Annotated in this window: 19 protein-coding genes; 11 read left to right on the forward strand and 8 right to left on the reverse strand. The window is 70.3% G+C overall.

Annotated features, from left to right (window positions below; all coding sequences use genetic code 11):
- Nucleotides 1-12 precede the first annotated feature (12 nt).
- Nucleotides 13-1005 carry a GNAT family N-acetyltransferase gene (locus ACT1U9_RS00935; protein ID WP_444536436.1) on the reverse strand — a complete coding sequence of 331 codons (993 nt, stop codon included), beginning with the start codon at nucleotides 1003-1005 and terminating at the stop codon, nucleotides 13-15.
- Nucleotides 1006-1140: 135 nt separating this feature from the next.
- Between ACT1U9_RS00935 and ACT1U9_RS00940 the strand changes: the two genes are divergently transcribed.
- On the forward strand, nucleotides 1141-2214 hold the full coding sequence (locus ACT1U9_RS00940) for a DUF6528 family protein (RefSeq protein WP_444536437.1): 1074 nt from the start codon (nucleotides 1141-1143) through the stop codon (nucleotides 2212-2214).
- A 58-nt stretch (nucleotides 2215-2272) separates the two neighbouring features.
- Here the strand turns inward: ACT1U9_RS00940 and ACT1U9_RS00945 are convergent, their stop codons facing one another.
- The 3 genes from ACT1U9_RS00945 to ACT1U9_RS00955 all read right to left on the reverse strand — a co-directional run bounded on the left by ACT1U9_RS00945 (nucleotide 2273) and on the right by ACT1U9_RS00955 (nucleotide 5376).
- A complete protein-coding gene (locus ACT1U9_RS00945) occupies nucleotides 2273-3220 on the reverse strand; it encodes a carbohydrate-binding protein (RefSeq protein WP_444536438.1) in 948 nt (315 codons plus the stop codon).
- 261 nt (nucleotides 3221-3481) lie between these two features.
- Nucleotides 3482-3958 (reverse strand): SsgA family sporulation/cell division regulator, encoded by a 477-nt coding sequence (locus ACT1U9_RS00950; protein WP_444536439.1) that lies wholly within the window; start codon nucleotides 3956-3958, stop codon nucleotides 3482-3484.
- Between the two features lie 191 nt (nucleotides 3959-4149).
- Nucleotides 4150-5376 (reverse strand): carbohydrate-binding protein, encoded by a 1227-nt coding sequence (locus ACT1U9_RS00955; RefSeq protein WP_444536440.1) that lies wholly within the window; start codon nucleotides 5374-5376, stop codon nucleotides 4150-4152.
- 303 nt (nucleotides 5377-5679) lie between these two features.
- Here ACT1U9_RS00955 and ACT1U9_RS00960 point away from each other — a divergent pair, with 303 nt between their 5' ends.
- The 3 genes from ACT1U9_RS00960 (at nucleotide 5680) to ACT1U9_RS00970 (ending at nucleotide 7359) form a co-directional block, all read left to right on the forward strand.
- Complete coding sequence (locus tag ACT1U9_RS00960; protein ID WP_444536441.1) at nucleotides 5680-5907, forward strand: hypothetical protein; 228 nt, start codon at nucleotides 5680-5682, stop codon at nucleotides 5905-5907.
- Between the two features lie 64 nt (nucleotides 5908-5971).
- Nucleotides 5972-6436 carry a cupin domain-containing protein gene (locus ACT1U9_RS00965; protein ID WP_444536442.1) on the forward strand — a complete coding sequence of 155 codons (465 nt, stop codon included), beginning with the start codon at nucleotides 5972-5974 and terminating at the stop codon, nucleotides 6434-6436.
- 185 nt (nucleotides 6437-6621) lie between these two features.
- Complete coding sequence (locus tag ACT1U9_RS00970) at nucleotides 6622-7359, forward strand: GntR family transcriptional regulator (RefSeq protein ID WP_444536443.1); 738 nt, start codon at nucleotides 6622-6624, stop codon at nucleotides 7357-7359.
- A gap of 144 nt (nucleotides 7360-7503) precedes the next feature.
- On the opposite strand, the gene ACT1U9_RS00975 is transcribed toward ACT1U9_RS00970, so the two are convergent.
- A complete protein-coding gene (locus ACT1U9_RS00975) occupies nucleotides 7504-9423 on the reverse strand; it encodes an APC family permease (protein ID WP_444536444.1) in 1920 nt (639 codons plus the stop codon).
- Nucleotides 9424-9430: 7 nt separating this feature from the next.
- The gene (locus tag ACT1U9_RS00980) at nucleotides 9431-9835 is read right to left on the reverse strand and encodes a hypothetical protein (protein ID WP_444536445.1); all 405 of its coding nucleotides are present in this window, start codon (nucleotides 9833-9835) and stop codon (nucleotides 9431-9433) included.
- A gap of 239 nt (nucleotides 9836-10074) precedes the next feature.
- Here ACT1U9_RS00980 and ACT1U9_RS00985 point away from each other — a divergent pair, with 239 nt between their 5' ends.
- The 4 genes from ACT1U9_RS00985 to ACT1U9_RS01000 all read left to right on the forward strand — a co-directional run bounded on the left by ACT1U9_RS00985 (nucleotide 10075) and on the right by ACT1U9_RS01000 (nucleotide 14055).
- Entirely contained in the window at nucleotides 10075-11190 is a 1116-nt protein-coding gene (locus ACT1U9_RS00985) for a phosphatidylinositol-specific phospholipase C domain-containing protein (RefSeq protein ID WP_444536446.1), read from the forward strand.
- Between the two features lie 127 nt (nucleotides 11191-11317).
- Nucleotides 11318-12142 carry a serine hydrolase domain-containing protein gene (locus tag ACT1U9_RS00990; protein ID WP_444536447.1) on the forward strand — a complete coding sequence of 275 codons (825 nt, stop codon included), beginning with the start codon at nucleotides 11318-11320 and terminating at the stop codon, nucleotides 12140-12142.
- A gap of 91 nt (nucleotides 12143-12233) precedes the next feature.
- On the forward strand, nucleotides 12234-13148 hold the full coding sequence (locus tag ACT1U9_RS00995) for an NAD-dependent epimerase/dehydratase family protein (protein WP_444536448.1): 915 nt from the start codon (nucleotides 12234-12236) through the stop codon (nucleotides 13146-13148).
- 13 nt (nucleotides 13149-13161) lie between these two features.
- Entirely contained in the window at nucleotides 13162-14055 is an 894-nt protein-coding gene (locus ACT1U9_RS01000; protein ID WP_444536449.1) for an RNA polymerase sigma-70 factor, read from the forward strand.
- 334 nt (nucleotides 14056-14389) lie between these two features.
- Here ACT1U9_RS01000 and ACT1U9_RS01005 read toward each other — a convergent pair whose 3' ends face one another.
- Together ACT1U9_RS01005 and ACT1U9_RS01010 are read right to left on the reverse strand one after the other, a co-directional pair.
- Complete coding sequence (locus tag ACT1U9_RS01005) at nucleotides 14390-15946, reverse strand: MFS transporter (RefSeq protein WP_444536450.1); 1557 nt, start codon at nucleotides 15944-15946, stop codon at nucleotides 14390-14392.
- An 85-nt stretch (nucleotides 15947-16031) separates the two neighbouring features.
- The gene (locus ACT1U9_RS01010; RefSeq protein WP_444536451.1) at nucleotides 16032-16595 is read right to left on the reverse strand and encodes a TetR/AcrR family transcriptional regulator; all 564 of its coding nucleotides are present in this window, start codon (nucleotides 16593-16595) and stop codon (nucleotides 16032-16034) included.
- Nucleotides 16596-16810: 215 nt separating this feature from the next.
- Between ACT1U9_RS01010 and ACT1U9_RS01015 the strand changes: the two genes are divergently transcribed.
- The 3 genes from ACT1U9_RS01015 to ACT1U9_RS01025 all read left to right on the forward strand — a co-directional run bounded on the left by ACT1U9_RS01015 (nucleotide 16811) and on the right by ACT1U9_RS01025 (nucleotide 19527).
- On the forward strand, nucleotides 16811-17293 hold the full coding sequence (locus ACT1U9_RS01015; RefSeq protein WP_444536452.1) for a hypothetical protein: 483 nt from the start codon (nucleotides 16811-16813) through the stop codon (nucleotides 17291-17293).
- Between the two features lie 121 nt (nucleotides 17294-17414).
- Nucleotides 17415-18101, forward strand: coding sequence for an SDR family oxidoreductase (locus ACT1U9_RS01020; RefSeq protein ID WP_444536453.1), 687 nt, complete (start codon nucleotides 17415-17417; stop codon nucleotides 18099-18101).
- Nucleotides 18088-19527 carry an MFS transporter gene (locus ACT1U9_RS01025; RefSeq protein WP_444536454.1) on the forward strand — a complete coding sequence of 480 codons (1440 nt, stop codon included), beginning with the start codon at nucleotides 18088-18090 and terminating at the stop codon, nucleotides 19525-19527. The genes ACT1U9_RS01020 and ACT1U9_RS01025 overlap by 14 nt, the downstream gene beginning before the upstream one ends.
- Nucleotides 19528-19564 lie beyond the last annotated feature (37 nt).

Consider the following 19564-nt stretch of genomic DNA (forward strand, 5'->3'; position numbering starts at 1 on the left):
TTCACGCAATCGTCAGCCGGTCTCCAACGGCCGTGCGTACGTGACGTATTCGCGGTGCGTGGTGAAGCCCAGCCGCTCGTAGAGGCCAAGGGCGCCGGAGGGGTTGGCGGTGTCGACGGTGAGCGAGGCGCTGTCGTAGCCGAGGGTGAGGGCCGCGTCCAGGGTGGCGGCCATCAGGGCGGGGGCGGCGCCGAGCCCCCGGTGGGTGCGGCGGGTGGCGAGATAGCCGATGTGGCAGTCGCGGGTGCCGTCGGCCGCGGTGTCCGCGTCGTACTCCTCGGCGATGAGATACGCCACGACCTCGTCGCCGTCGAGGAGCAGTCGCGAGAGCCGCGGGCGGAACGAGCGGGCCCCCACGACCCAGGTCTGCCAGTCGGTCGCGTCCAGCTCCGTGAAGTCCCAGTGGTCGCGGAAGGCGTCGTTGTGGGCGAGCCGGGTCGGCTCGTCGTAGGCGGGCTCGAAGGCCACCAGGCGCAGCCCGTCCGGCACACCGCCCGGCATCGGGCGGCTCGCGTCCAGCGGGTGGGTCATCTCGAACCACCACCGGCAGGCACTGAAGCCCGCCTTCGCGGCGAGCGCCTGAAGGTTGTCGTCGCCCGACTTCCCGCTGATCAGAAGCTCGCCCGGCAGGTGGGTGAAGCCTTCGGCGTAGCGCGCGCGGGCACGCGCGTCCATCCACTCCACCAGATGCCCGCCGAGCCCCTGACGCCGCCACCGCGGCCGGACGGCCGCGTCACCCCGGAACCGGGCCGCGTCCACCGCACCGTCGGGCGCGTGCACCAGCGCGTACGCCACCATCCGCTCGCCGTCCCACAGGGTCAGCGTGTCCTCCGCCAGATCCAGCTTCGGGTTCTCCAGTTCCTCGGCGAGATCGTCCGCGTCGACGTGGTGGCCCGTGTGGTCGACACGCTCGGTGTCGCCCCGCAGCTCAAGCCAGGCGGCCACATCGGCCTTGTCCATCGGCCGTGCGAGAAAACCCCCGGGTGCGGATGTCGACGTGTTCACCGCTCCATAGTCATACGTACGGGACGCCCGCGCCCATCGAGAAGCGGTCGACCGCTGATCCGTCCGGGTGGAGTGCGGGAGAATCGACGCCCGGTTATGCATATGAAATGACCACGCCTGCCAACGTATGGCCCCGTGCCCACCGAATCCGTTCCCGGTCCCGCGCACGGCCGTGCCGCACCCCGCAGGGCCGTGCTGCGCGCCTCGGTCGCCGGTGCTCTGGCCGCGCTGGCGGCGTCGCCCGCCCACGCGGCCGGGTACGCCCCGCGCCCGCTGCCCGGGCCTCGTGCGCGCCAGGCGCCGCAGACCCAGATCCTCGCCTGCGACCAGGCGTCCCAGTCGGTGCTCCTGCTCGACGCGACCAGTGCCTACTGGCGCTCCGGCGGTTTCGACGGCTACGCGCGCGCAACCGATCTGGTCCCGCTCTGGTCCTGGTCGCCCGTCGGCGACTCCGCCCTCGACGATCTCGACACCACGACGGCCTGGCAGAACGTCAGCGAGGCCAAGGCCCGCTTCCCCGTCACCGGCCCCCTCCTGCTGACCTGCGCCTCCGGCGGCCTCGCGGCGGCGGTCCACCGCAACGACTCCACGGTGTACTGGGCGACCGCCCTCCCGTCGGGCAGCAACCCGCACAGCGTCGAGCTGCTGCCGGACGGCAACATCGCGGTGGCGGCGAGCACCGGCGGCTTCGTACGCGTCTACACCGCCTCGCAGGGCGAGCGCTCCGACGTATACGCCGAGTACGAACTTCCGGACGCCCACGGGCTGTTCTGGGACGGGGCGAGCGGGCTGCTGTGGGCCCTGGGCGACACCCGTCTCGTCGGCCTCGCCGTGGACGGCACCGCCGCCAACCCCCGGCTGACGGCCGCCCGTACGGTCGCCCTGCCCGAGTCCGGCGGCCACGACCTGGCGAAGGCGGTCGGCACCGAGGGCGGACTGTGGGTGTCGACGAGCGACCACGTCCACCGACTCAGCGTCCGCGACGGCCGGTTCTTCCCGTTCAGGCGCCAGGGCGGCATCGATCTGCCGACGGTCAAGAGCGTCAGCCAGAACCCGGTGACCGGGCAGGTCCTCACCGTCAGCCCCGGCGCGGGCTCGCCCTGCGCCTGGTGCACCTCGCACATCCGCTTCCACGGGCCGGGCGGCGAGGAGGAGCTGAAGGGGTCGAGCCTGTACAAGGCGCGTTGGTGGACGGCCGACGCGCCGTGACGTCCGGCCGCCGGACGGGAGACGACCGGACGCGGCGTTCAACGCGCGGACGACGCGGTCACTGCCGTACGGTCCAGTGGTCGTTGGCGCCGACCTGGAGGAACTTCAGGGGCGGGCAGAGGAAGTCGCGCCCGGCCGGGTTGGCGTCGGTCCACGGGGAGTCGGCCGACCGCGCGGGGTTCCAGGCGCCGTTCCTGCGCAGCTGGATCGCGCTGCTGTCGAAGACCGTGTTCCTCGCCTCGGTGCAGAAGTAGCCCACTCCGGTGGCCGGGTCGGTGCTCGCGTATATCTCGAATATGTCCCAGCCGTAGTCGAGGCCGCTCTGGTCGGTGCCGGACTGGCGGTAGAGCAACTCCCACTGCGCGGTGGCGTAGTTGTACAGGTAGGAGGACCAGCGGTTGCCGGACCCGGTGTCCTTCACCAGCTGGACGCTGAAGGACGGGCGGCCGTCGACGGTGGTGGTGTACTTCGTACGGAAGTCCGCGTCCAGGGGGAGGATCTTGGCCGGTCCGCCGTCCTGCGAGCACCAGTCCCACGCCCACAGTTCGTTGCCGCTGTTCCAGTACGCGGTGACCACCTCGATGCACGAGTGCTGGGCCTTGGTGGTGGGCGCGTAGGTGAAGTTGTCGGGGCCGGTGACGCGGTAGGCGGGATCGACGCTGTGGGTGGCGGTGATGCCGTCGTGGGTGCCGGGCTGCGGGAATATCCCCCACCAGTTGTGCGTGAGGTCCGCCGCGAGCGCGTGGCGGTGTGCGGCCCGGCCGTCCTTGAGCGCCTTGACGGCCCGGTCGCGCCCGGCGTCGTGGCCGGGCACGCGCGCGTGGGCGACGGTTCCGTGGTGCGGGGCGTCGGGCGAGGGTGCGGCGCCAGCGCGGTCGAGGGGGCGTGCGGCGGCGGTCCCCGCGCCCGGCAGCGAGCCGAGCGCGGCGGCGACCACGAGCAGCGCGGACGCGAGGACGGCTCTCAGGGATCTGGTGGCGGATCTCGCGCGCGTGTGTCTGTTCACGTGGCTCCTCCAGTACCGGACAGAGGTCCGGACGTCATGGGGTACGACGGTGGGGGGTCGGAGCACGGCTCGCGGGCGGCGCGGGATGGTGCGCCGCGACGGAACCGGGTGAGCGACTAGCAATGTCCATGTCATTGACAGAACTGTCAACAGCCGCCGGGAACACACGCGTCAACGCGGGATGCTTTCGAGCCGCAGGGCCCGCCCCGAGCAGCGTCGGGACGGGCCTCTCACGGCAAGCGTTCAACCCCCCACCGGCGCCTACTGGCCGCCGTGGTCACGACATGGACACTCCCGCCCGCACCGACAGCGGGTCACCGTGGGAGTCGGAGCGGCCGCGAGCAGCAGCCCCACGGCCCGGTCCACGTCGTAGCCTTCTAACTCGCTGCCCTCCGGCACGAGTTGGTACGTACGCGAGAGGAAGACCGCGACGTCCTCCAGGCCCGCGAGGAGGTCGGCGCTGCCCTCGTCCGAATCCAGCCTGATCCGCAGCCCCCCGTCGCCGCAGTACCAGACGCGTACGTCACCGAGGCCGACCGGCCGGCGCGACAGCAGACCCTCGGCCACCAGGTCCCGCCCCATCGTCCAGGTGGTGTGCGTGCCGTTGCCGCAGACGAAGTCCACCGACACCGCGAGCGGGTCGTCCGGGTCGTAGGTCATCACCGCTTCCACCGGGGTCATGGCATCACCCCCCTCGTGCAACAGCTCCACATACAGCGGTACGCAGATCTCTTCCATGGTTCCCCCCTCGGGACGGCATCAGCGGCGCCTCTATGTCCCCTATGACGAAATGGACGGTGGTGTTAGTGACGGATTCCACCACCTCACATACGCACCGCGCGCCCGAACCGACTCAACTGCCCCGATCGACCACCAGAAATACGTATGCGCGCCCCCGGTCAAGGGGGCGCGCCGGACGTATGAGCGGATCAGCAGGTGCCTTCGTCCTGCCAGACGCCCCATTCGCCCGTGGTACCGGGCTCCTCGTTCTGGGTCCACCACTTGGCGAGCCACTTGTGGCCGCTGTGGGAGACCTCGTTGCCCTTGGTGTAGACGGCCGAGGCGCTCCAGGCGGCCACCGAGCAGGTGCCGGGGGGCGAAGTGGGCGGTGTGGTGGGCGGGTTGGTGGGCGGCGGTGTGGAACCTGCGAAGGTCACCGAGTACTTGGCGAAGTCCCAGTCGGCCTGCGCCACACTGCTGCACGTTCCGGAGGTGGTGCCGTTGTTGTCGGGCGGCGAGCACTGCCGGTCGCGGTTGAGCGACCAGAACGTGAAGCGGTCCATGCCATGACTGGTCGCGTAGTCGAGCACGGTCTGGAAGTCGGCCTGACGGAAGTACTCGCCGCTGTCGCTGCGGCCGTTCATCCCGGAGAAGCCCTCGTGGGCGTAGGCGGTCGCCTCGTTCCAGCCGAACGTGGACTGGAGTATGGAGTTGAAGTTCGTCAGCGCGCTCGTCTGGGCGGCGGCGCCGCTGAACCCGCCGTCGAAGGGCATGATCGAGAAGTTGTTGGGCACGAACCCCTGCGCCTTGGCCTCGTTGAGCATCTGCTTGCCGAACCACCCGGTGCCGTCGGCGGTTCCGGCCGTGGTGACCGAGACGTACAGGCCGGGGTTGTTCTGCTGGAGGATCTTGGCGGCGCCGATCTCATGGGCGATGGCCGTGCTGTTCTCGTACTCCGGCTCCTCCAGGTCGAAGTCGATCGCCTTGAGCTGGTACTTGGTGATGGCCTGCTGGTACGCGGCGGCGGTGCTCGCCGCGTCGGAACAGTTCTGGCCGAGTTTGGTGCCGCCGTAGCCGCCGGCGGAGACCGATACGTCGCCGCCCTTGGCTCTGATGGAGTCGATGACCCCGGCGACCGCCGTGTCGGAGGAGACGGGCGCGGTGCCGCCCCATGTCGGGCTGCAGCCGCCGCCGTTGGGCGCGAGGACGAAGGCGAGCTGGAACGCCTTGAGCCCGGTGGCGTCCATGATGGCGGCCGCGTTCGGCGGGTTGTTGTCGAGCGGCATGAGGTAAGGCGCAGCCGCGTACCACCGGTTGCTCAGGGCGGTCGCACCGGAAGTCGCACCGGCGGCCCGCCCGGCGACGAAGGCGGAGAGGCCGGCCGTGGCCAGCGCGGCGGTGGCGGCACCGCAGAGGAGCGCACGAAGACGCTTCATGTCCAGGTCTCCTGGGTGGGGGGAGGAGTCCCGAGGGATCCCTATCGGACCCCGAGGGGGGATGGGTTCCCAGCAGAATCGAGCCGTGTCCGGGGCACGTCAACGACTTGGACTAGACCATGGGGAATCCTTGAACGTACAACGTACGAGCGGGAGCGTACGAGCCCGTACGCGCCCCACGACGCCCCGGCCGACGGCCTTGGCGCGCCGCGCTCCTCTCATTGTCAGTGCCGCGAGAGATGCTTGACGGTCCGACACCTTCGCGCCGGACACGACGCACAGGACAGACGAGGAGAAGCCGAGATGACCGAACCGGAGCGCACGGCCGCCAAGGCGTACGTCCGGCTGCTGCGGACCGCGCAGGCCGTGCTCGCCGACCCGCAGACGGCCCCGCGCGCGTTGGCGCTGCTGGCCGGGCCGATGGCCGAGGCGGAGGAGTCCCTGCGGGCGGCGGGCCTAGCGGGCAACGAGGCCAGACTGTTCGCCCTGGTGGAGGACCTCCAGACCGATACCTGCGCCTCGGGTCCATGACGGCGCGGCGCACCTGCCACTATGGGGGCTCCGGGGGCGACGGCGATCGGAAAGGGTGCACGCCATGCGGGACTGGGTCGCGGAGCTCGGGCTCGAACCCCACGCGGAGGGCGGTTACTTCCGCCGGATCTACACCAGCGCGCACACCCTGCCGCTGCCCCGGGGCCCCCGGCCGGCCGCCACGTCCATCCACTATCTGCTCACCCGGGACGAGCCGCGCGGCCGCCTGCACCGCAACCGCAGCGACATCCTGCACTTCCTGATCGACGGCGGACCGCTGGAATACGTCACGCTCGCCCCGGACGGCACGCTCGACCGCGTCCGGCTCGGCGCGGACGACGAGAGATTCCTGCTCGTCCCGGGCGGCCACTGGAAGGCGTCCCGCCTCGTCGACGGCGCCGCACAAGGCCTGGTCGCCGAGGTGGTCACGCCCGGCTTCGACTACGCGGACCACGAGTTCGCGACGGAGGCGGACCTGCGCGGCTTCCCGGAAGCGATCGACGCGCTCCGGCCATTCCTGCCCGCGTGACCAGCGCGCGGCCTCTCGCGCGTGTTGCAATCTCGCCAATCGGAGGCCATGGATCGCTTTGGCGGTCTAGACCAATGATACAAAGGCAGTCGCTCCACAGAACCACTCAGACACCCGCAGTGATCACTCCAGGGAGACACATGCCCGGCACACATGGTCATTCCCTTCCCCCCGTCCCCCGATACATGGAGATCGCCCACGACCTCAAGTCCACGATAGAGTCCGGCACTTCGGCCCCAGGCCACCGGCTGCCCGCCGAGCGCATCCTGGCCGAGCACTACCGCAGCAACCGCCAGACGATCCGTCAGGCCCTGGACGTACTGCGCCAGGAGGGCCTGATCAGCACCGAGAAGCGGGGCTCGTTCGTACGCGGCGACCGCCCCGGCGAGGCGCACGCGCGGCTCCTCCAGGCGCCACCCGAGGCGCAGTTCCCGCTGGGCGCGCTCAGCCCCCGCGCGGGCGTCCCGGCCGCCACCCGGCTCGTCTGGGAGCCCACTCCCCCGCACTACGCGGCGAAGCTCGGCATGCGGGCGGGCGCCCGCACCCTCGTCCACTACTACGTCGCCTCCGCCGCCGACCGCGTCATCCAGCGCGCCGTCAGCTATCTCTCCCCCAGCCTCATCGCCCAGGTCCCGCTGCTCGCCCGCTACGAGCGCACGCTCTCCCACCACACCCACAGCGATCTGCGCAGGCTGTACGCGTGGGCGGCGGACGCGGGGCTCAGCCTGGAGCACAACGAGCAGCTGATCATGGCGCCCGGCGACGAGACGTCGAACGGGGTTCCCCAGCTGGAGATCCACCGCGAGGTGCGCGACCAGCACCACCGCACCCTGGAGATCACCCTGCTCACCTTCCCGCACGCCGAGCAGGGCCCCGTCTACCACTTCAGCTCCCCGGCCCGGGATGTCCGCCCTCCGCTGTGAGGATCACCGAAACGGGGCTCACCGCCCTGGCGGCCGGGTTCGCGGCCGTCGCCGGGTCCCTGGTGACGGCCGCTCCGGCGCGGGCCGTGACGCCGTTCACGCCGCTCGACAGCGCCGTGTGGTGCTCGGCCGCGACCGCACCGTTCAACGGCCGACCTCGCTGCCCGACTGCAGCAAGTACGGCACATCGATGACGGTCACCCCCGGGGTGAACAGCAGTCGGGCCTTCAGCCGCAGCGCGTTCTGGTTGTGCAGCGGCTGCTCCCACCAGTGGCCCACGATGTACTCGGGGATCACGACGGACACCACCGACTCCGCTTCCGCCGCCGCCACCTCCTGCACATGGGCGATGATCGGGCTCACGACCTCCCGGTACGGCGAGTGCAGGATCCGCAGCGGGACGTCGAGCTCGTGCTCGTCCCACGCCCGGCGCAGCCGCTCGGCGTCCTCGTCGGCGGCGGCCGTGAGCGCGGTGAGCGTGCTGGGCCGCAACGCCTGGGCGAAGCCGATCGCCTTCAGGGTGGGGGCGTGCACCGATGCGACCAGGACGATCACATGGTGGCGCGCGGGCTTGCGCGGCCGCGCGTCCGGCGCGACGGCGACCTGCCGGGCCACCTGATCGTAATGGCGTCGTACGCCCTTCATCCCCACGAACAGCAGGGGCATCGCGATGATGACCAGCCAGGCGCCGTGTGTGAACTTGGTGATGAGCACGATGACCAGGACGAGACCGGTGAGGGTGGCGCCCACGGCGTTGATCGCGAGAGAGCGGTGGATCTTGTGCCGTTGCGCACTTGTCGGGTTCCCCGCCAGCTCCTTGCGCCAGTGCCGGACCATGCCCGCCTGCGAGAGCGTGAACGAGACGAAGACGCCGATGATGTACAGCTGGATCAGCCGGGTGAGCTCGGCGTCGAAGGCGACGATGAGGCCGATCGCGGCGAGGGCGAGCAGCACGACGCCGTTGGAGTACACGAGCCGGTCGCCCCGGTTGTAGAGCTGGCGCGGCGCGTACCGGTCGCGGGCCAGGATCGAGGCGAGCATCGGGAAGCCGTTGAAGGCGGTGTTGGCGGCGAGGACCAGGACGCCCGCGGTGAACGCCTGCACCAGATAGAAGAGGATGTCCACATGGCCGAAGCTGGCCCGGGCGATCTGGGCGAGCGCGGTGGACGTCGCCGTACCGGCCGGCAGGCCCAACTCGGTGGGATCCGCAGCCACATGGACCTTGTAGACCAGGGCCAGGGCGGTGATGCCGACGAACATGGTGACCGACAGGAAGCCCATGGCGGCCAGGGTCGTGGCGGCGTTGCGGCTCTTCGGTTTCTGGAAGGCGGGCACCCCGTTGCTGATCGCCTCGACACCGGTGAGCGCGGTACAGCCGGACGCGAACGCCCGCATCGCGAGCAGCACAAGGGCGAGCCCGGCGTATGTGCCCGCCTGGTGGATCGGCAGATGCGCGGATTCGGCCCGGATGGTGGTGCCGCTCGCAAGGCGGATCCCGGCGATCAGGAACATCACGTAGATGACGGCGACGAACCCGTACGTCGGGATCGCGAAGATCCGCCCCGACTCGCGCACCCCGCGCAGGTTCAGCAGGGTCAGGATGGTGACGAAGCCCACGGAGAGCGCCACTTGGTGGTCGTGGAGCGACGGGACCGCAGAGGTGATGGCCTGCACGCCGGAGACCACCGAGACGGCGACCGTGAGCACATAGTCGACCAGCAGGGCGCTCGCGGCGGTGAGGGCGGCGGTGGGGCCCAGGTTCTCGGAGCTCACCACATACGCGCCGCCACCGCCGGGGTAGGCGTAGCAGGTCTGCCGGTACGAGGCGACGACCACGACGAGCAGGAAGACGATCGCGGCGGCCGCGTACCAGGCCAGATGCAGCAGGGTGACACCGCCGAGCGCGAGGACGAGCAGGATCTCCTCGGTCGCGTACGCCACGGAGGAGAGCGGGTCGCTGCAGAAGATGGGCAGGGCGAGGCGCTTCGGCAGCAGCGTCTCGCCGAGCCGTGAGGTGTCGAGCGGTCGACCGACCAGTACCTGTTTGGGATTGAACCTGCGCATTTGCGCATCATCGACGCGGTGGAGCCTGCCGGGGCCGCACGACACGGCCGGGGGTGGCCATCCGGGTGGCCGCCCTGGGCCTGCGACAGACGGTCGGCGCACAGACCCGCACCCATGCCCCGTACCCACCATTCGGCTCCGACTGGTCGCGGTGCCGGACGAAGGGCAGCCCACCGGTCGCGGTGGAGTCGTAGAACAACTGGAACTGATCGACCCGCCCGTCCGCGCGCGGCACCGAGAACAGGCTCCCCGCGACGGGGCTGCTGGCGAGCCCCTGCGCGCCGTCGTCCATCGCCCAGGTGGCGGTGGCCGACGCGGCATGGGCGGTGGAGGCGGTGGCCGCACCTCCAGCGCAGAAGAGGCCCAACGCGATGGCTCCGCACAGCCGTTGCCTCAACGGTCTTCGGGTCATCGGCGTCATCCCCTTCTCCCGGGCGCGTGGGGCGACGCACCGAACCACCACCCAAGCCGGACAGCATCCTGCTGTGCCGATGACAGGGCGGCCAGAGCACCTTTCGGTCATGACGGCATCCAGCGGCCACGCAGGCGGAATGCAACCGGAATGCAGCTCGTGTTGCTTGTCATGACTTCGTCGATTCACACTCTGCTGTCACCGTCCGGCGAAGAGCCATCCCCCACAGGAGGACACCCGTGTCAAAACCGCTGCCCAGACACCGATTTCCCGTAGCCCTGCGCACCGCGCTGGCCGGCGCGCTCGCCGCCGGTCTCGTGCTGGTCGGCACCGCCGGGAGCCAGGCCGCCTCTCCTGCCGGAACCGCAGGAACCGCCAAGGCCGCCGGGACCGACGCTCTTCCGCTGTCCGGCGCCACCTCATCGGGTCTGCACAACACCTACGACCCGGCCGCGTTCAAGTATCTGGCGCAGGCGCTCGACACCGGCACCTCCATGATCGAGCTCGATGTGTGGGACGACTTCATCACCAAGGAGTGGAAGGTCAGCCACTCCAACCCCTTGGGCAACAGCAACAACTGCGTGAACGCCAGCACTCCCGCACAGCTCTACTCCGGCGGCGCGAACAAGGACCTGGAGAGCTGCCTCGACAACGTACGCGTCTGGCTCGCGGCGCACCCCGGGCACGCACCCCTCATGATCAAGCTGGAGATGAAGGCGGGCTTCCAGGCCCACTTCGGCCTCGGACCGGCCCAGTTGGACCAGGCCATCAGCGCCCACCTCGGCTCCGCCGTCTTCCGCCCGGCCGATCTGCTGGCCAAGCCCGGCGGCGGGCAGTACGCGACGCTCGACGAGGCGGCCACCGCCGGAAACTGGCCCACGCGCGCGCAGCTCGCCGGAAAGGTGATCCTGGAGATCATCCCGGGCACGGTCGAGGAGAACAATCCGACCGACACACTGTGGACCGACAAGGAGTACGCGACCTATCTGCGCGATCTGCACACCGCCGGGCGCACGGCCCAGGCGCAGGTCTTCCCCGCCGTCCACAACGCCCAGACCGGCGACCCGCGCACCCGCTACGCGGATGCCTCGCTCCGCCCGTGGTTCGTCATCTTCGACGGTGACGCCACCACGTATCTCAACGGTTCGATCGACACCGCGTGGTACGACGCCCGGCACTATCTGCTGGTGATGACCGACGCGCACAAGGTCGCACCGGCCCTCGACGACAAGAACCCGTCCCCGGCCGACGCCCAGGCCCGTATCGCCCTGCTCGCCAAGTCCCACGCGACCATCGCCTCCAACGACTGGACCGCGCTTCCCCAGGTCCAGGGCCTGACGCTGCCGCGAGGCTGACACGTCCGGAAGGCACGGGGCCCGCTCCTTCGGCAACTTGGGGGCGGGCCCGGTGAGATGAGGGCCCGCAATGTCTGGCGGTGGTCCCCGCCGCAGCCCGCGATCCGGCGTCGGTGATCATGGGACGATGGCTTCCGTCCCGCTCTGCGTCCTCAGCGAATCCGCCCCACTGCGGATCGAGAACGGTCACGACCCCCGACTGTTCGTCCAGATAGGTTCGTTGACCAAGCCCCTCACGGGCACGCTCCTGGTCAGCCTCGCCGCAGAGGGCGCGCTCGCCCTCGACGACCCCCTCGAACGCTTCCTGCCCGTACCGCCAGGCACCGGCATCACCCTGCGCCACCTCGCCGAACACACCTCCGGCCTGCCCCGGCTGCCTCCGGGACTGCGCCGCTTCCGGGACCCTTACGCCCCCTTCGACGCCCCGGCCCTCGACAGCCTGCTCCGCCGCCTCGACTCGCTGACGACAGCCCGCCCGGGCGAGCGCGAGGAGTACTCCAACTTCGGCTACGCGGTGCTCGGTTCGGCGCTCGCGGTGGCGGGCGGTGCGCCGTACGAAGAACTCCTCGGCCGGTACGTCCTCGACGCGCTCAGCATCGCCGACGTCACCTCCTCTCCCCCGCACGACCGACGGCTGGTCGCCCGCGGACTCTTCGGCCGCCCGGTCACGCCATGGACCATGACCGGCGCGATACTCCCGGCCGGCGGCCTGTGGGCGACCTCCCACGCGACCGCCCGGCTGGTCACGTCACTCCTGGTCGAGCGGCGACTGGGCGACCCGGCTCCCTCCTGGCAGCGCGCCGGCGGCCTGCTCTGGCACAACGGCGCCACCAAGGACGCCTCCGTCTTCGCGGGCGCCCTGCCGGACGGCCGCTGGGTCGTGGTGCACCGGCTCAGCGGCGACGCGGAGACCACCGACAAGATCGGAGTGGAGCTCCTGACGGCGTCGTGACGCGGGTCACTCTTCTGCCTGTCACGTCCTGCCGTCCTCTCTTGTCCTATGCGCGCCACCACGACAACGAGACGACGCAGGGAGCACGGCGATGAGGATTCTGCTGGCAGGGGCGAGCGGTGTGCTGGGGCGGAAGACCGTACGGGAGCTGACCGCCGCCGGACACGAGGTGGCCGGACTCGGGCGCGGCGCCTCGAACACGGTACGGGCGGACCTGCTGGACGGGGACGCGGTGCTGCGGGCGGTGGACGGCATGGCGTTCGACGTCGTGATCCACGCGGCCACCGCGCTCCAGGGCATGTCGCTGATCCGCCACAAGGAGATGGCGGGCACCAACGCCCTGCGCAGCCGGGGCACGGCCAACCTACTGGCCGCCGCCCGGGCCACCGGCGCCCGCCGGATCGTCCTGGAGAACATGATGTTCGGCTATGGCTACGGCGACCACGGCGACCGGCCCGTCACCGAGGACGGCACGAAGTTCGGCCCGGCGGGCACCAACGCCTGGCTGGAGCGCCATGTCGGCGCGATGCGCGCCAAGGAGGAGCTGGCCTTCGGCGCGGACGGGATCGACGCCGTCAGCCTGCGGTTCGGCCTCTTCTACGGCAAGGACGTCACCGACACCACCGTGCTCTCCATGCTGCGCAAGCGCAGCCTACCGGCCGTCACCGACAACGGCCGTGAGCTGGCCTGGGTGGATGTGGACGACGCGGCCCGCGCGATCGCGGCCGCTGTCGAAGGTGGCCGCCCCTCCCAGGCGTACAACATCGCCGACGATCTGCCGACCGGCTTCGGCACCCATGTACGTGCGGTGGCCGAGGCGTTCGGCACACCGGCTCCGCTGCGCGTCCCGCTGTGGCTGCTCAGGGCGGCGCCGCTCGCGCACACCGTCATGGCCACGAACCTGCGGCTCGACAGCAGCAAGGCCAAGGCGGAGCTGGGCTGGAAGTCCAGCCACCCCGACAGTGTGGCGGGCGTCCGGTCCCTTGCCCGCGACCTGGGTGCCTGACACCCTGGCCGCCATGATCCACCCGACGGCCGAGCCCGGCACCCCCGACCCGTTCACCGAGCACCGACGGCTGCTGTTCGCCACCGCGTACCGCATGCTCGGCAGCGTCAGCGACGCGGAGGACATCCTCCAGGACGCCTGGCTCAAGTGGTCCGCCGCCGACCGCGACGACATCCGGCATCCCAAGGCCTACCTGGTGCGCACGGTCACCAACCTCGCCCTCAACCGGCTCACTTCGGCGGCGGTCACCCGCGAGGCGTACGTGGGCCCCTGGCTGCCCGAGCCGTGGCTCACCACCCCTGACATCGCCGAGGAGACGGAGTTGGCCGACACCGTCTCCATGGCGATGCTGGTAGTACTGGAAACCCTGAACCCGGTAGAACGAGCCGTCTTTCTTCTACGCGAAGTCTTCGGCTACAGCCACGCGGAAATCGCCGAGGTCCTCGAACGCCCGGAGCCGACGATCCGTCAGATCGCCCACCGCGCACGTCAGCACGTCCAGGCGCGCCGCCCCCGCTACGACGCCGACCCGGCCCGGCGCGACACGGTCACCCGCAGCTTCATCGCCGCCTGCCAGGGCGGCGACCTCAACGCCATGATGGAACTGCTCGCCCCCGACGTCATCGCCTGGTCCGACGGCGGCGGCAAGGTCACCGCCGCCCGCAAGCCCCTGCACACCCCGAGCCACGTCGCCCGCTGGATCCTGGGCGTCCTGGCCAAACCGGGCCAGGCCTCCCTGAAAATCCACCCGGCATCCATAAACGGCGAACAGGGAGTCCTCTTCACCCTGTCCGGCCATCCCCTGGGCGCCCTCACCTTCGACCTACTCAACAACCAAATCCACCGCCTACGCCTCCAGGTAAACCCGGCGAAGCTCAACGGCGTTCGGGAGGGGTTCGGGGAGTGACGGTGGCTGGAGAGGCCGAACTGCGCGCGCTGGGCGGCCTGTTCATTGCGGGCGGACCCCCGTAGGGGGTGCGGGGGCCGTAGGCCCCGCTGCCCACCCACCCCAGCCGGCGTCCGGGGCACAAGGGTGAAGCTCCGTGGCGGGGCGCAGGGGCGCAACCTCAGCCAGGATTCGGGGTGCAGGGGCGGAGCCCCGCAGCGGGGTACAGGGGGCGCAGCCCCCGCCGGGGTCCGGGGCGGAGCCCCGGGAAAACTCCCCCTCCCCCCACCTCAACCCCCACCAACCCCCACCAACCCCCGGAGGGTTAAGGGAACGGGCGGGGTGGGGGGCTCACTCAGTGCGCATTCTCAGTCGGCCGCAGATCCCGCGGAATCCACGCCCAGACCATCACGGCGGCCGCGACCACCAGCCCCGCAGCGACCAGGAACGCGGGCGTGATCGCCGTGCTGTACGCATGCGACACAACATCGAGCAGCTCCTTCCCAGCCGACCCACCTATCCCCTCGGCCACATGCGCCGCCTCACCCACGGAGTCACGCACCTTGCCGACCTCCGCCCCATCCAGCCCCACCGACGGCAGGTTGGCCGTGTACAGCGCGGTCGCGAGGCTACCCAGAATGGCCACACCCATCGCGGCACCCAGCTCGTAACACGTCTCCTCGATCGCCGCCGCACCACCGACATCACTCGCCGGAGCCGCGGCCATCAGGGTCACGGACGCAACCGTGGTCGCCACGCCAACCCCCAGGCCCAGCACCGCCAGGGCAACACCGAACGCCGGGTACCCGACCTCCGCGAACCGCTGCACGACCCACGGCAGCGCGAGCCCGACCGCCATCGCGACGAGCCCGGCTCCCATGACATGCCGGATCGGAAAGCGCTGCATCAGCGTGGGCGTGACCATCGACGTGACAATCAGCCCCAGCGGCGCGGGCAGCAGCCGCAACCCGGCCTGCAACGGCGTATACCCCTGGGCATACTGGAACCACTGCGTCACCAGGAACAACACCGCACCCATACCGACCATCCCGAGGAAAATGGCGGTGGCGGCGATGCTGAAGGCCCGGTTGGTGAACAGCCGCACCTGGAGCAGCGGAACAGGCAGGCGCAACTGACGGCGTACGAACACAGTCAGCGCGACCGCTGCGATCCCCAGCAGGACCCACGGCATCGGGTCGGTGACACCGCTCTTGCCTAGCTGCTTGATACCGCCCGCGAGAGCGAGCATGCCGACGATCGACTGCCCCACACCCCACCAGTCCCACTTACCGCTCCGCGCCGAACGCGATTCCGGCAGGAACCACACCCCGAAGCCGATCACCAGCGCGGCAACAGGGATGTTGAGCAGAAAGGCCGACTGCCAACCGTGGTCCTGAACGAGCAGACCACCGATGATCGGGCCGAGCGCCATCCCGCCACCGAGCACCGCCGCCCACACGGCGTACGCGAACGCCCGCTCGCGCGCGTCCGTGAACACATCCCGCAGGATCGACAACGTGGACGGCATGATCGCGGCGCCGCCGACACCGAGCAGGGCCCGCGCCCCGATGACATGCCAGGCCGCGGTGGCGAACACCGCGAGCAGCGAGGCCAGCGCGAATATCGCGAAGCCGAGCAGCAGCAGACGCTTACGTCCCCAGCGGTCACCGAGACCACCCGCGGTGACGAGGAGCCCGGAGAGGGCGAGGGCATAGACATCGATGATCCACAGCTGCTCGACCGAGCCGGGCTGAAGGTCGGCGACGAGCGACGGGAACGCCACGTTGAGGATCGTGGTGTCCATCGCGATCAGCAGAAGGCTCCCGGAGAGGATCGCCAGAACGATCCAACGCCGGGGATCCAGGCGCTCGGTGAGGTCGGCAGTAGCGGGCCGGGAGACAGGGGCTTGCATGGGTGTTCCGTTCGGAGCTGTTCGAGGTGCCGTGCCGGCCTGTACGCCGTGGCGTCAGCCGGTACGAGCGAGGTGGACGCGATCGTCAGGGCGAGGCGTCCGGGGGTTCCGCGCCATGGCGGAACACTGTGCCGACCAGGCGGCGGATCTCGCGGTGTCCGAGGTGCCCGTCACGGACACCCTCGGCGGCCGCGTCGAGCAGCCCCCACAGCATGTACCAGATCCAGTACGGCGGCAGATCACTGCGAAGCCGCCCGAGCCGCTGCCCGAGGGTCACGAAGCGAAGTGCCCGCTGGTCGTGCCGCTCAAGCCCGGCCCGGAAGACCGGGTCGCCGAGCACAAGGCCGTCGTGGGCCGTGAACCCGTACAGATCGACAGCGGGCGTGAGGTCGGCGATCAGCCGTTCGAGTGACGCGTCGAAGGCCACCGCGTCGGCGTCGTCAGGCAGATCGGTCTCGGCCAGCCGCTCGTCGATGACCTCGATGGCACGCGCCGCGACGGCCCTGATCAACGCTTCCCGCGTCGGATAGCGCCTGCTCAGCGTCGCGCGGCTGATGCCAATCCCGGTGGCGACCTGGACCAGCGAGGCCCCGCGATTGTCCGCAAGCACCCGCGCCGCCGCGTCGAGCAGCTCTTCATCTCTCAGCATGACGATCCTTTCATGCCTCACATGATACAAAATTGTCTCACATGGAGCAAACCTTACTCACGAATGACGACACCGACAGGCAATGGCGGTCCACAGCGGCCGCGACGAGCGGGAGTCGGAACAGGCAGGAAACCCGAGCACCCCAAACTCCCCCACACCCCAGCCACCCAGTCGGCGACACTTGACACCCCGATCACCGCACGGAAGGAATCACGGTGGCGCCGCCCAACGAGCACGGTGAACGGACGTACCCCTTCGAGGCGGCGACGGGCGACGAGGTGGCGACGACGGAACCGACCGCCCAGCGTGAGGCCGCGGTACGGGTGGCGTTCGAGGGACTGCGACAGATCCGCCGCCTGATGAACACCGACCACCCCGACCCGCTCTCCGTGCCCGCCGCCTGGGAGCGCAACCAGATGGTGCGGGCCGTGGCGCTGACTTTGGAGGCCGCCGGAATCCCACCCTCCGCCATCGACACCACCGGCCGACGCACCGCAACCGGCTACCGCGTCACCTCGGCGGACCGACCCCAAGTCGTCATCGTGGAATGGCTGGGCCCGACTGGAAGCGGCGCCGCCCAGGACGAGGCCGAGGCACTGCGGCGGTGCACGGACGCGCTCCGGCCACTCGGCTGGGAGGCACTTGAATACCGAGGCGCACGCCGCCACCGCCACCTCGAAGTCGAGCCCACGATCTAACCCCAACACCCCCTTCCCGAGTCCATTTGAATATCCAACCCACTCGGCTATGGTGAGTCCAGATTTCCTACTCACTCATGACGGGGCGCACGCGCCTCCGACAACGTGAAAGAAGGCGCGCATGCGCAACACCACGGCGCTGGTGACCGGCGCCAATCGAGGTCTGGGCCGCGCCTTCGCGCTCGCCCTGCTGGAGCGGGGCGCGAAAACCGTCTACGCGGCGGCGCGCGATCCACGCACGGTGACCGACCCGGGCCTCATCCCCGTCGCACTCGACGTCACCGACCCGGCTCAGGTCGCCGCAGCCGCCGAACTCTGCTCCAACACCTCCCTCCTCATCAACAACGCCGGGATCCTGAACGGCAGTTACCTGATCGGATCCGACTCACTCGACGGCGCGAGAGCCGAGCTGGAGACCAACCTCTTCGGCACCCTCGCGATGTGCCGCGCCTTCGCCCCCGTACTCGCCCGCAACGGCGGCGGCGCCCTCGTCAACATGCTCTCCGTGCTCTCCTGGCACACCCTCCCCCAGATCGGCTCGTACGGAGTCTCCAAGGCAGCCGCCCTGTCGATGACCAACGCAATACGCGAAGAGCTGCGCCCGCAGGGCACGTTGACCATCGCGGTGCACGCGGCCTTCCTCGACACCGACATGGCAGCCGACGTCGACCACCCGAAGACGAGCCCCGCCGACGTAGCCCACCAGGTGCTTGACGCGGTCGAGGCGGGCCACGAGGAAGTACTCGCCGACGAGATCACCCGCCAGGTCAAGGCCGCCCTCTCGGGGGTGCCGCATGGCGCGCACTGAACTCCGCCCGACGGCCAGCCCCCGGGCCGTACTGGTCGCCGCCTGCCTCGGCCTGTTCACCGTCTTCCTGCAGACCACCCAGACCATCGGTACTCTCAGCGCCGTCCAGGACGACTTGGGTATCGCGCCCGCCGACCTGGTCTGGGTGCCCAGCATGTACACACTCGTCGTTGCCTCCTTCGTTCTCGGTGCGGGCGCCCTCTCGGACCGCTGGGGACGCCGGCGAATCTTCGTCGCCGGAGCCGTGACGATGGGCGCGGGCGGGGTGGTCCTGGTCTTCTCCACCGGCTTGTCGACCGTCCTCGTCGGCCAGGCGCTGGCGGGCTTGGGCGGCGCGCTGATCACGCCGAGCTCACTCGCTCTGGTGAGTCATGCATTCCCCGACCCGCGCCGCCGCGCCGGAGCGATCTCCGCCTGGGCGGCCGCGTCGGGGCTCGGTCTGGCCATCGGCCCGGTCACGGCAGGGCTGGCGCTGCGGTGGTGGACCTGGCACGCAGCGTTCTGGCTGAACCTCGTGCTCGGCGCGCTCGCCGTCCTCGTCGCACTGACGCGTGTGACGGAGTCCCGCGTCCCCGGCGGCCGCCCCGACTGGGCCGGGCAGGTGCTCGGCACGGCCGGACTCGCTCTGCTCATCTACTGGTTGATCGACGGCGGCCACCACGGCTATGGCTCCGCCCGCGCCCTCTCCTCTCTCGCCGGAGCCATGGTGCTGCTCGGCGCCTTCGTAACCGTCGAACTGCGCCGCGATCACCCCATGGTCGACCTACGCCTGATGCGCGACCCCTCGTACAGCGCCTCCTTGCTGCTCGCCGCGACGGTACTGTTCGGCTTCGTCGGTATCTCCCTTCTGCAGGTGCTCTGGCTCCAGCGGGTGCGGGGACTCAGTGCGTTGGAGGTCGGCGTCCAGCTCCTCGCCGAATTCGTCACGTTCATCGCCGCGTCGGTGGCGTCGGGCCTTCTCATACGGAAGTGGGGGCCACGGCCGCTGATCGTCGCGGGGTTGCTCCTGGCCGCCCTCGGCGCCGGGCTCTTCGCCAGCGTCGAGCCGGGCGACACCTTCACCGGGTACGCCCCAGCCCTTGTCGTCTTCGGCCTCGGGTGCGGCCTGGCCAACGCCCCCTCCACCGCGCTCGGCGTCAGCCATGTGCCGCGCGGCCGCGAGGGCGAGGCGAGCGGCACGGTCAACGCCGCCCGCCAGGTCGGCGCGGTCCTGGGCACCAGCATCCTGGGCACCCTGATGACCTCCCGCTTCACGGACCGCCTCGCAGGAGGCACCACGACCCCAGGCGAGGCCTTCACCGACGCCGTGCGGTACGCGGCGTGGACCGCTGCGGGGGTCCTCGTGACCGGGACCCTGGCAGGTGTCGCATTGCTGGCGACGGCGGGACGGAGGGCAGGCTCAACGGCGTACGAAGTAGCGCGGTAGACGCGATATGCGCGACAGATAGGACGGAGAAGGAGCG

This window comes from Streptomyces sp. BR1 (genome assembly GCF_052373795.1).
Taxonomy (GTDB): domain Bacteria; phylum Actinomycetota; class Actinomycetes; order Streptomycetales; family Streptomycetaceae; genus Streptomyces.

Excerpts from the sequence above, each read along its gene's own strand:
- ACT1U9_RS00950 (WP_444536439.1), bottom strand. The coding sequence starts at position 3,958 with ATGGAAGAGATCTGCGTACCGCTGTATGTGGAGCTGTTGCACGAGGGG.
- ACT1U9_RS00955 (WP_444536440.1), bottom strand. The coding sequence starts at position 5,376 with ATGAAGCGTCTTCGTGCGCTCCTCTGCGGTGCCGCCACCGCCGCGCTG.
- ACT1U9_RS00960 (WP_444536441.1), top strand. The coding sequence starts at position 5,680 with ATGACCGAACCGGAGCGCACGGCCGCCAAGGCGTACGTCCGGCTGCTG.
- ACT1U9_RS00965 (WP_444536442.1), top strand. The coding sequence starts at position 5,972 with ATGCGGGACTGGGTCGCGGAGCTCGGGCTCGAACCCCACGCGGAGGGC.
- ACT1U9_RS00970 (WP_444536443.1), top strand. The coding sequence starts at position 6,622 with ATGGAGATCGCCCACGACCTCAAGTCCACGATAGAGTCCGGCACTTCG.
- ACT1U9_RS00975 (WP_444536444.1), bottom strand. The coding sequence starts at position 9,423 with ATGCGCAGGTTCAATCCCAAACAGGTACTGGTCGGTCGACCGCTCGAC.
- ACT1U9_RS00980 (WP_444536445.1), bottom strand. The coding sequence starts at position 9,835 with ATGACCCGAAGACCGTTGAGGCAACGGCTGTGCGGAGCCATCGCGTTG.
- ACT1U9_RS00990 (WP_444536447.1), top strand. The coding sequence starts at position 11,318 with ATGGCTTCCGTCCCGCTCTGCGTCCTCAGCGAATCCGCCCCACTGCGG.
- ACT1U9_RS00995 (WP_444536448.1), top strand. The coding sequence starts at position 12,234 with ATGAGGATTCTGCTGGCAGGGGCGAGCGGTGTGCTGGGGCGGAAGACC.
- ACT1U9_RS01000 (WP_444536449.1), top strand. The coding sequence starts at position 13,162 with ATGATCCACCCGACGGCCGAGCCCGGCACCCCCGACCCGTTCACCGAG.
- ACT1U9_RS01005 (WP_444536450.1), bottom strand. The coding sequence starts at position 15,946 with ATGCAAGCCCCTGTCTCCCGGCCCGCTACTGCCGACCTCACCGAGCGC.
- ACT1U9_RS01010 (WP_444536451.1), bottom strand. The coding sequence starts at position 16,595 with ATGCTGAGAGATGAAGAGCTGCTCGACGCGGCGGCGCGGGTGCTTGCG.
- ACT1U9_RS01020 (WP_444536453.1), top strand. The coding sequence starts at position 17,415 with ATGCGCAACACCACGGCGCTGGTGACCGGCGCCAATCGAGGTCTGGGC.
- ACT1U9_RS01025 (WP_444536454.1), top strand. The coding sequence starts at position 18,088 with ATGGCGCGCACTGAACTCCGCCCGACGGCCAGCCCCCGGGCCGTACTG.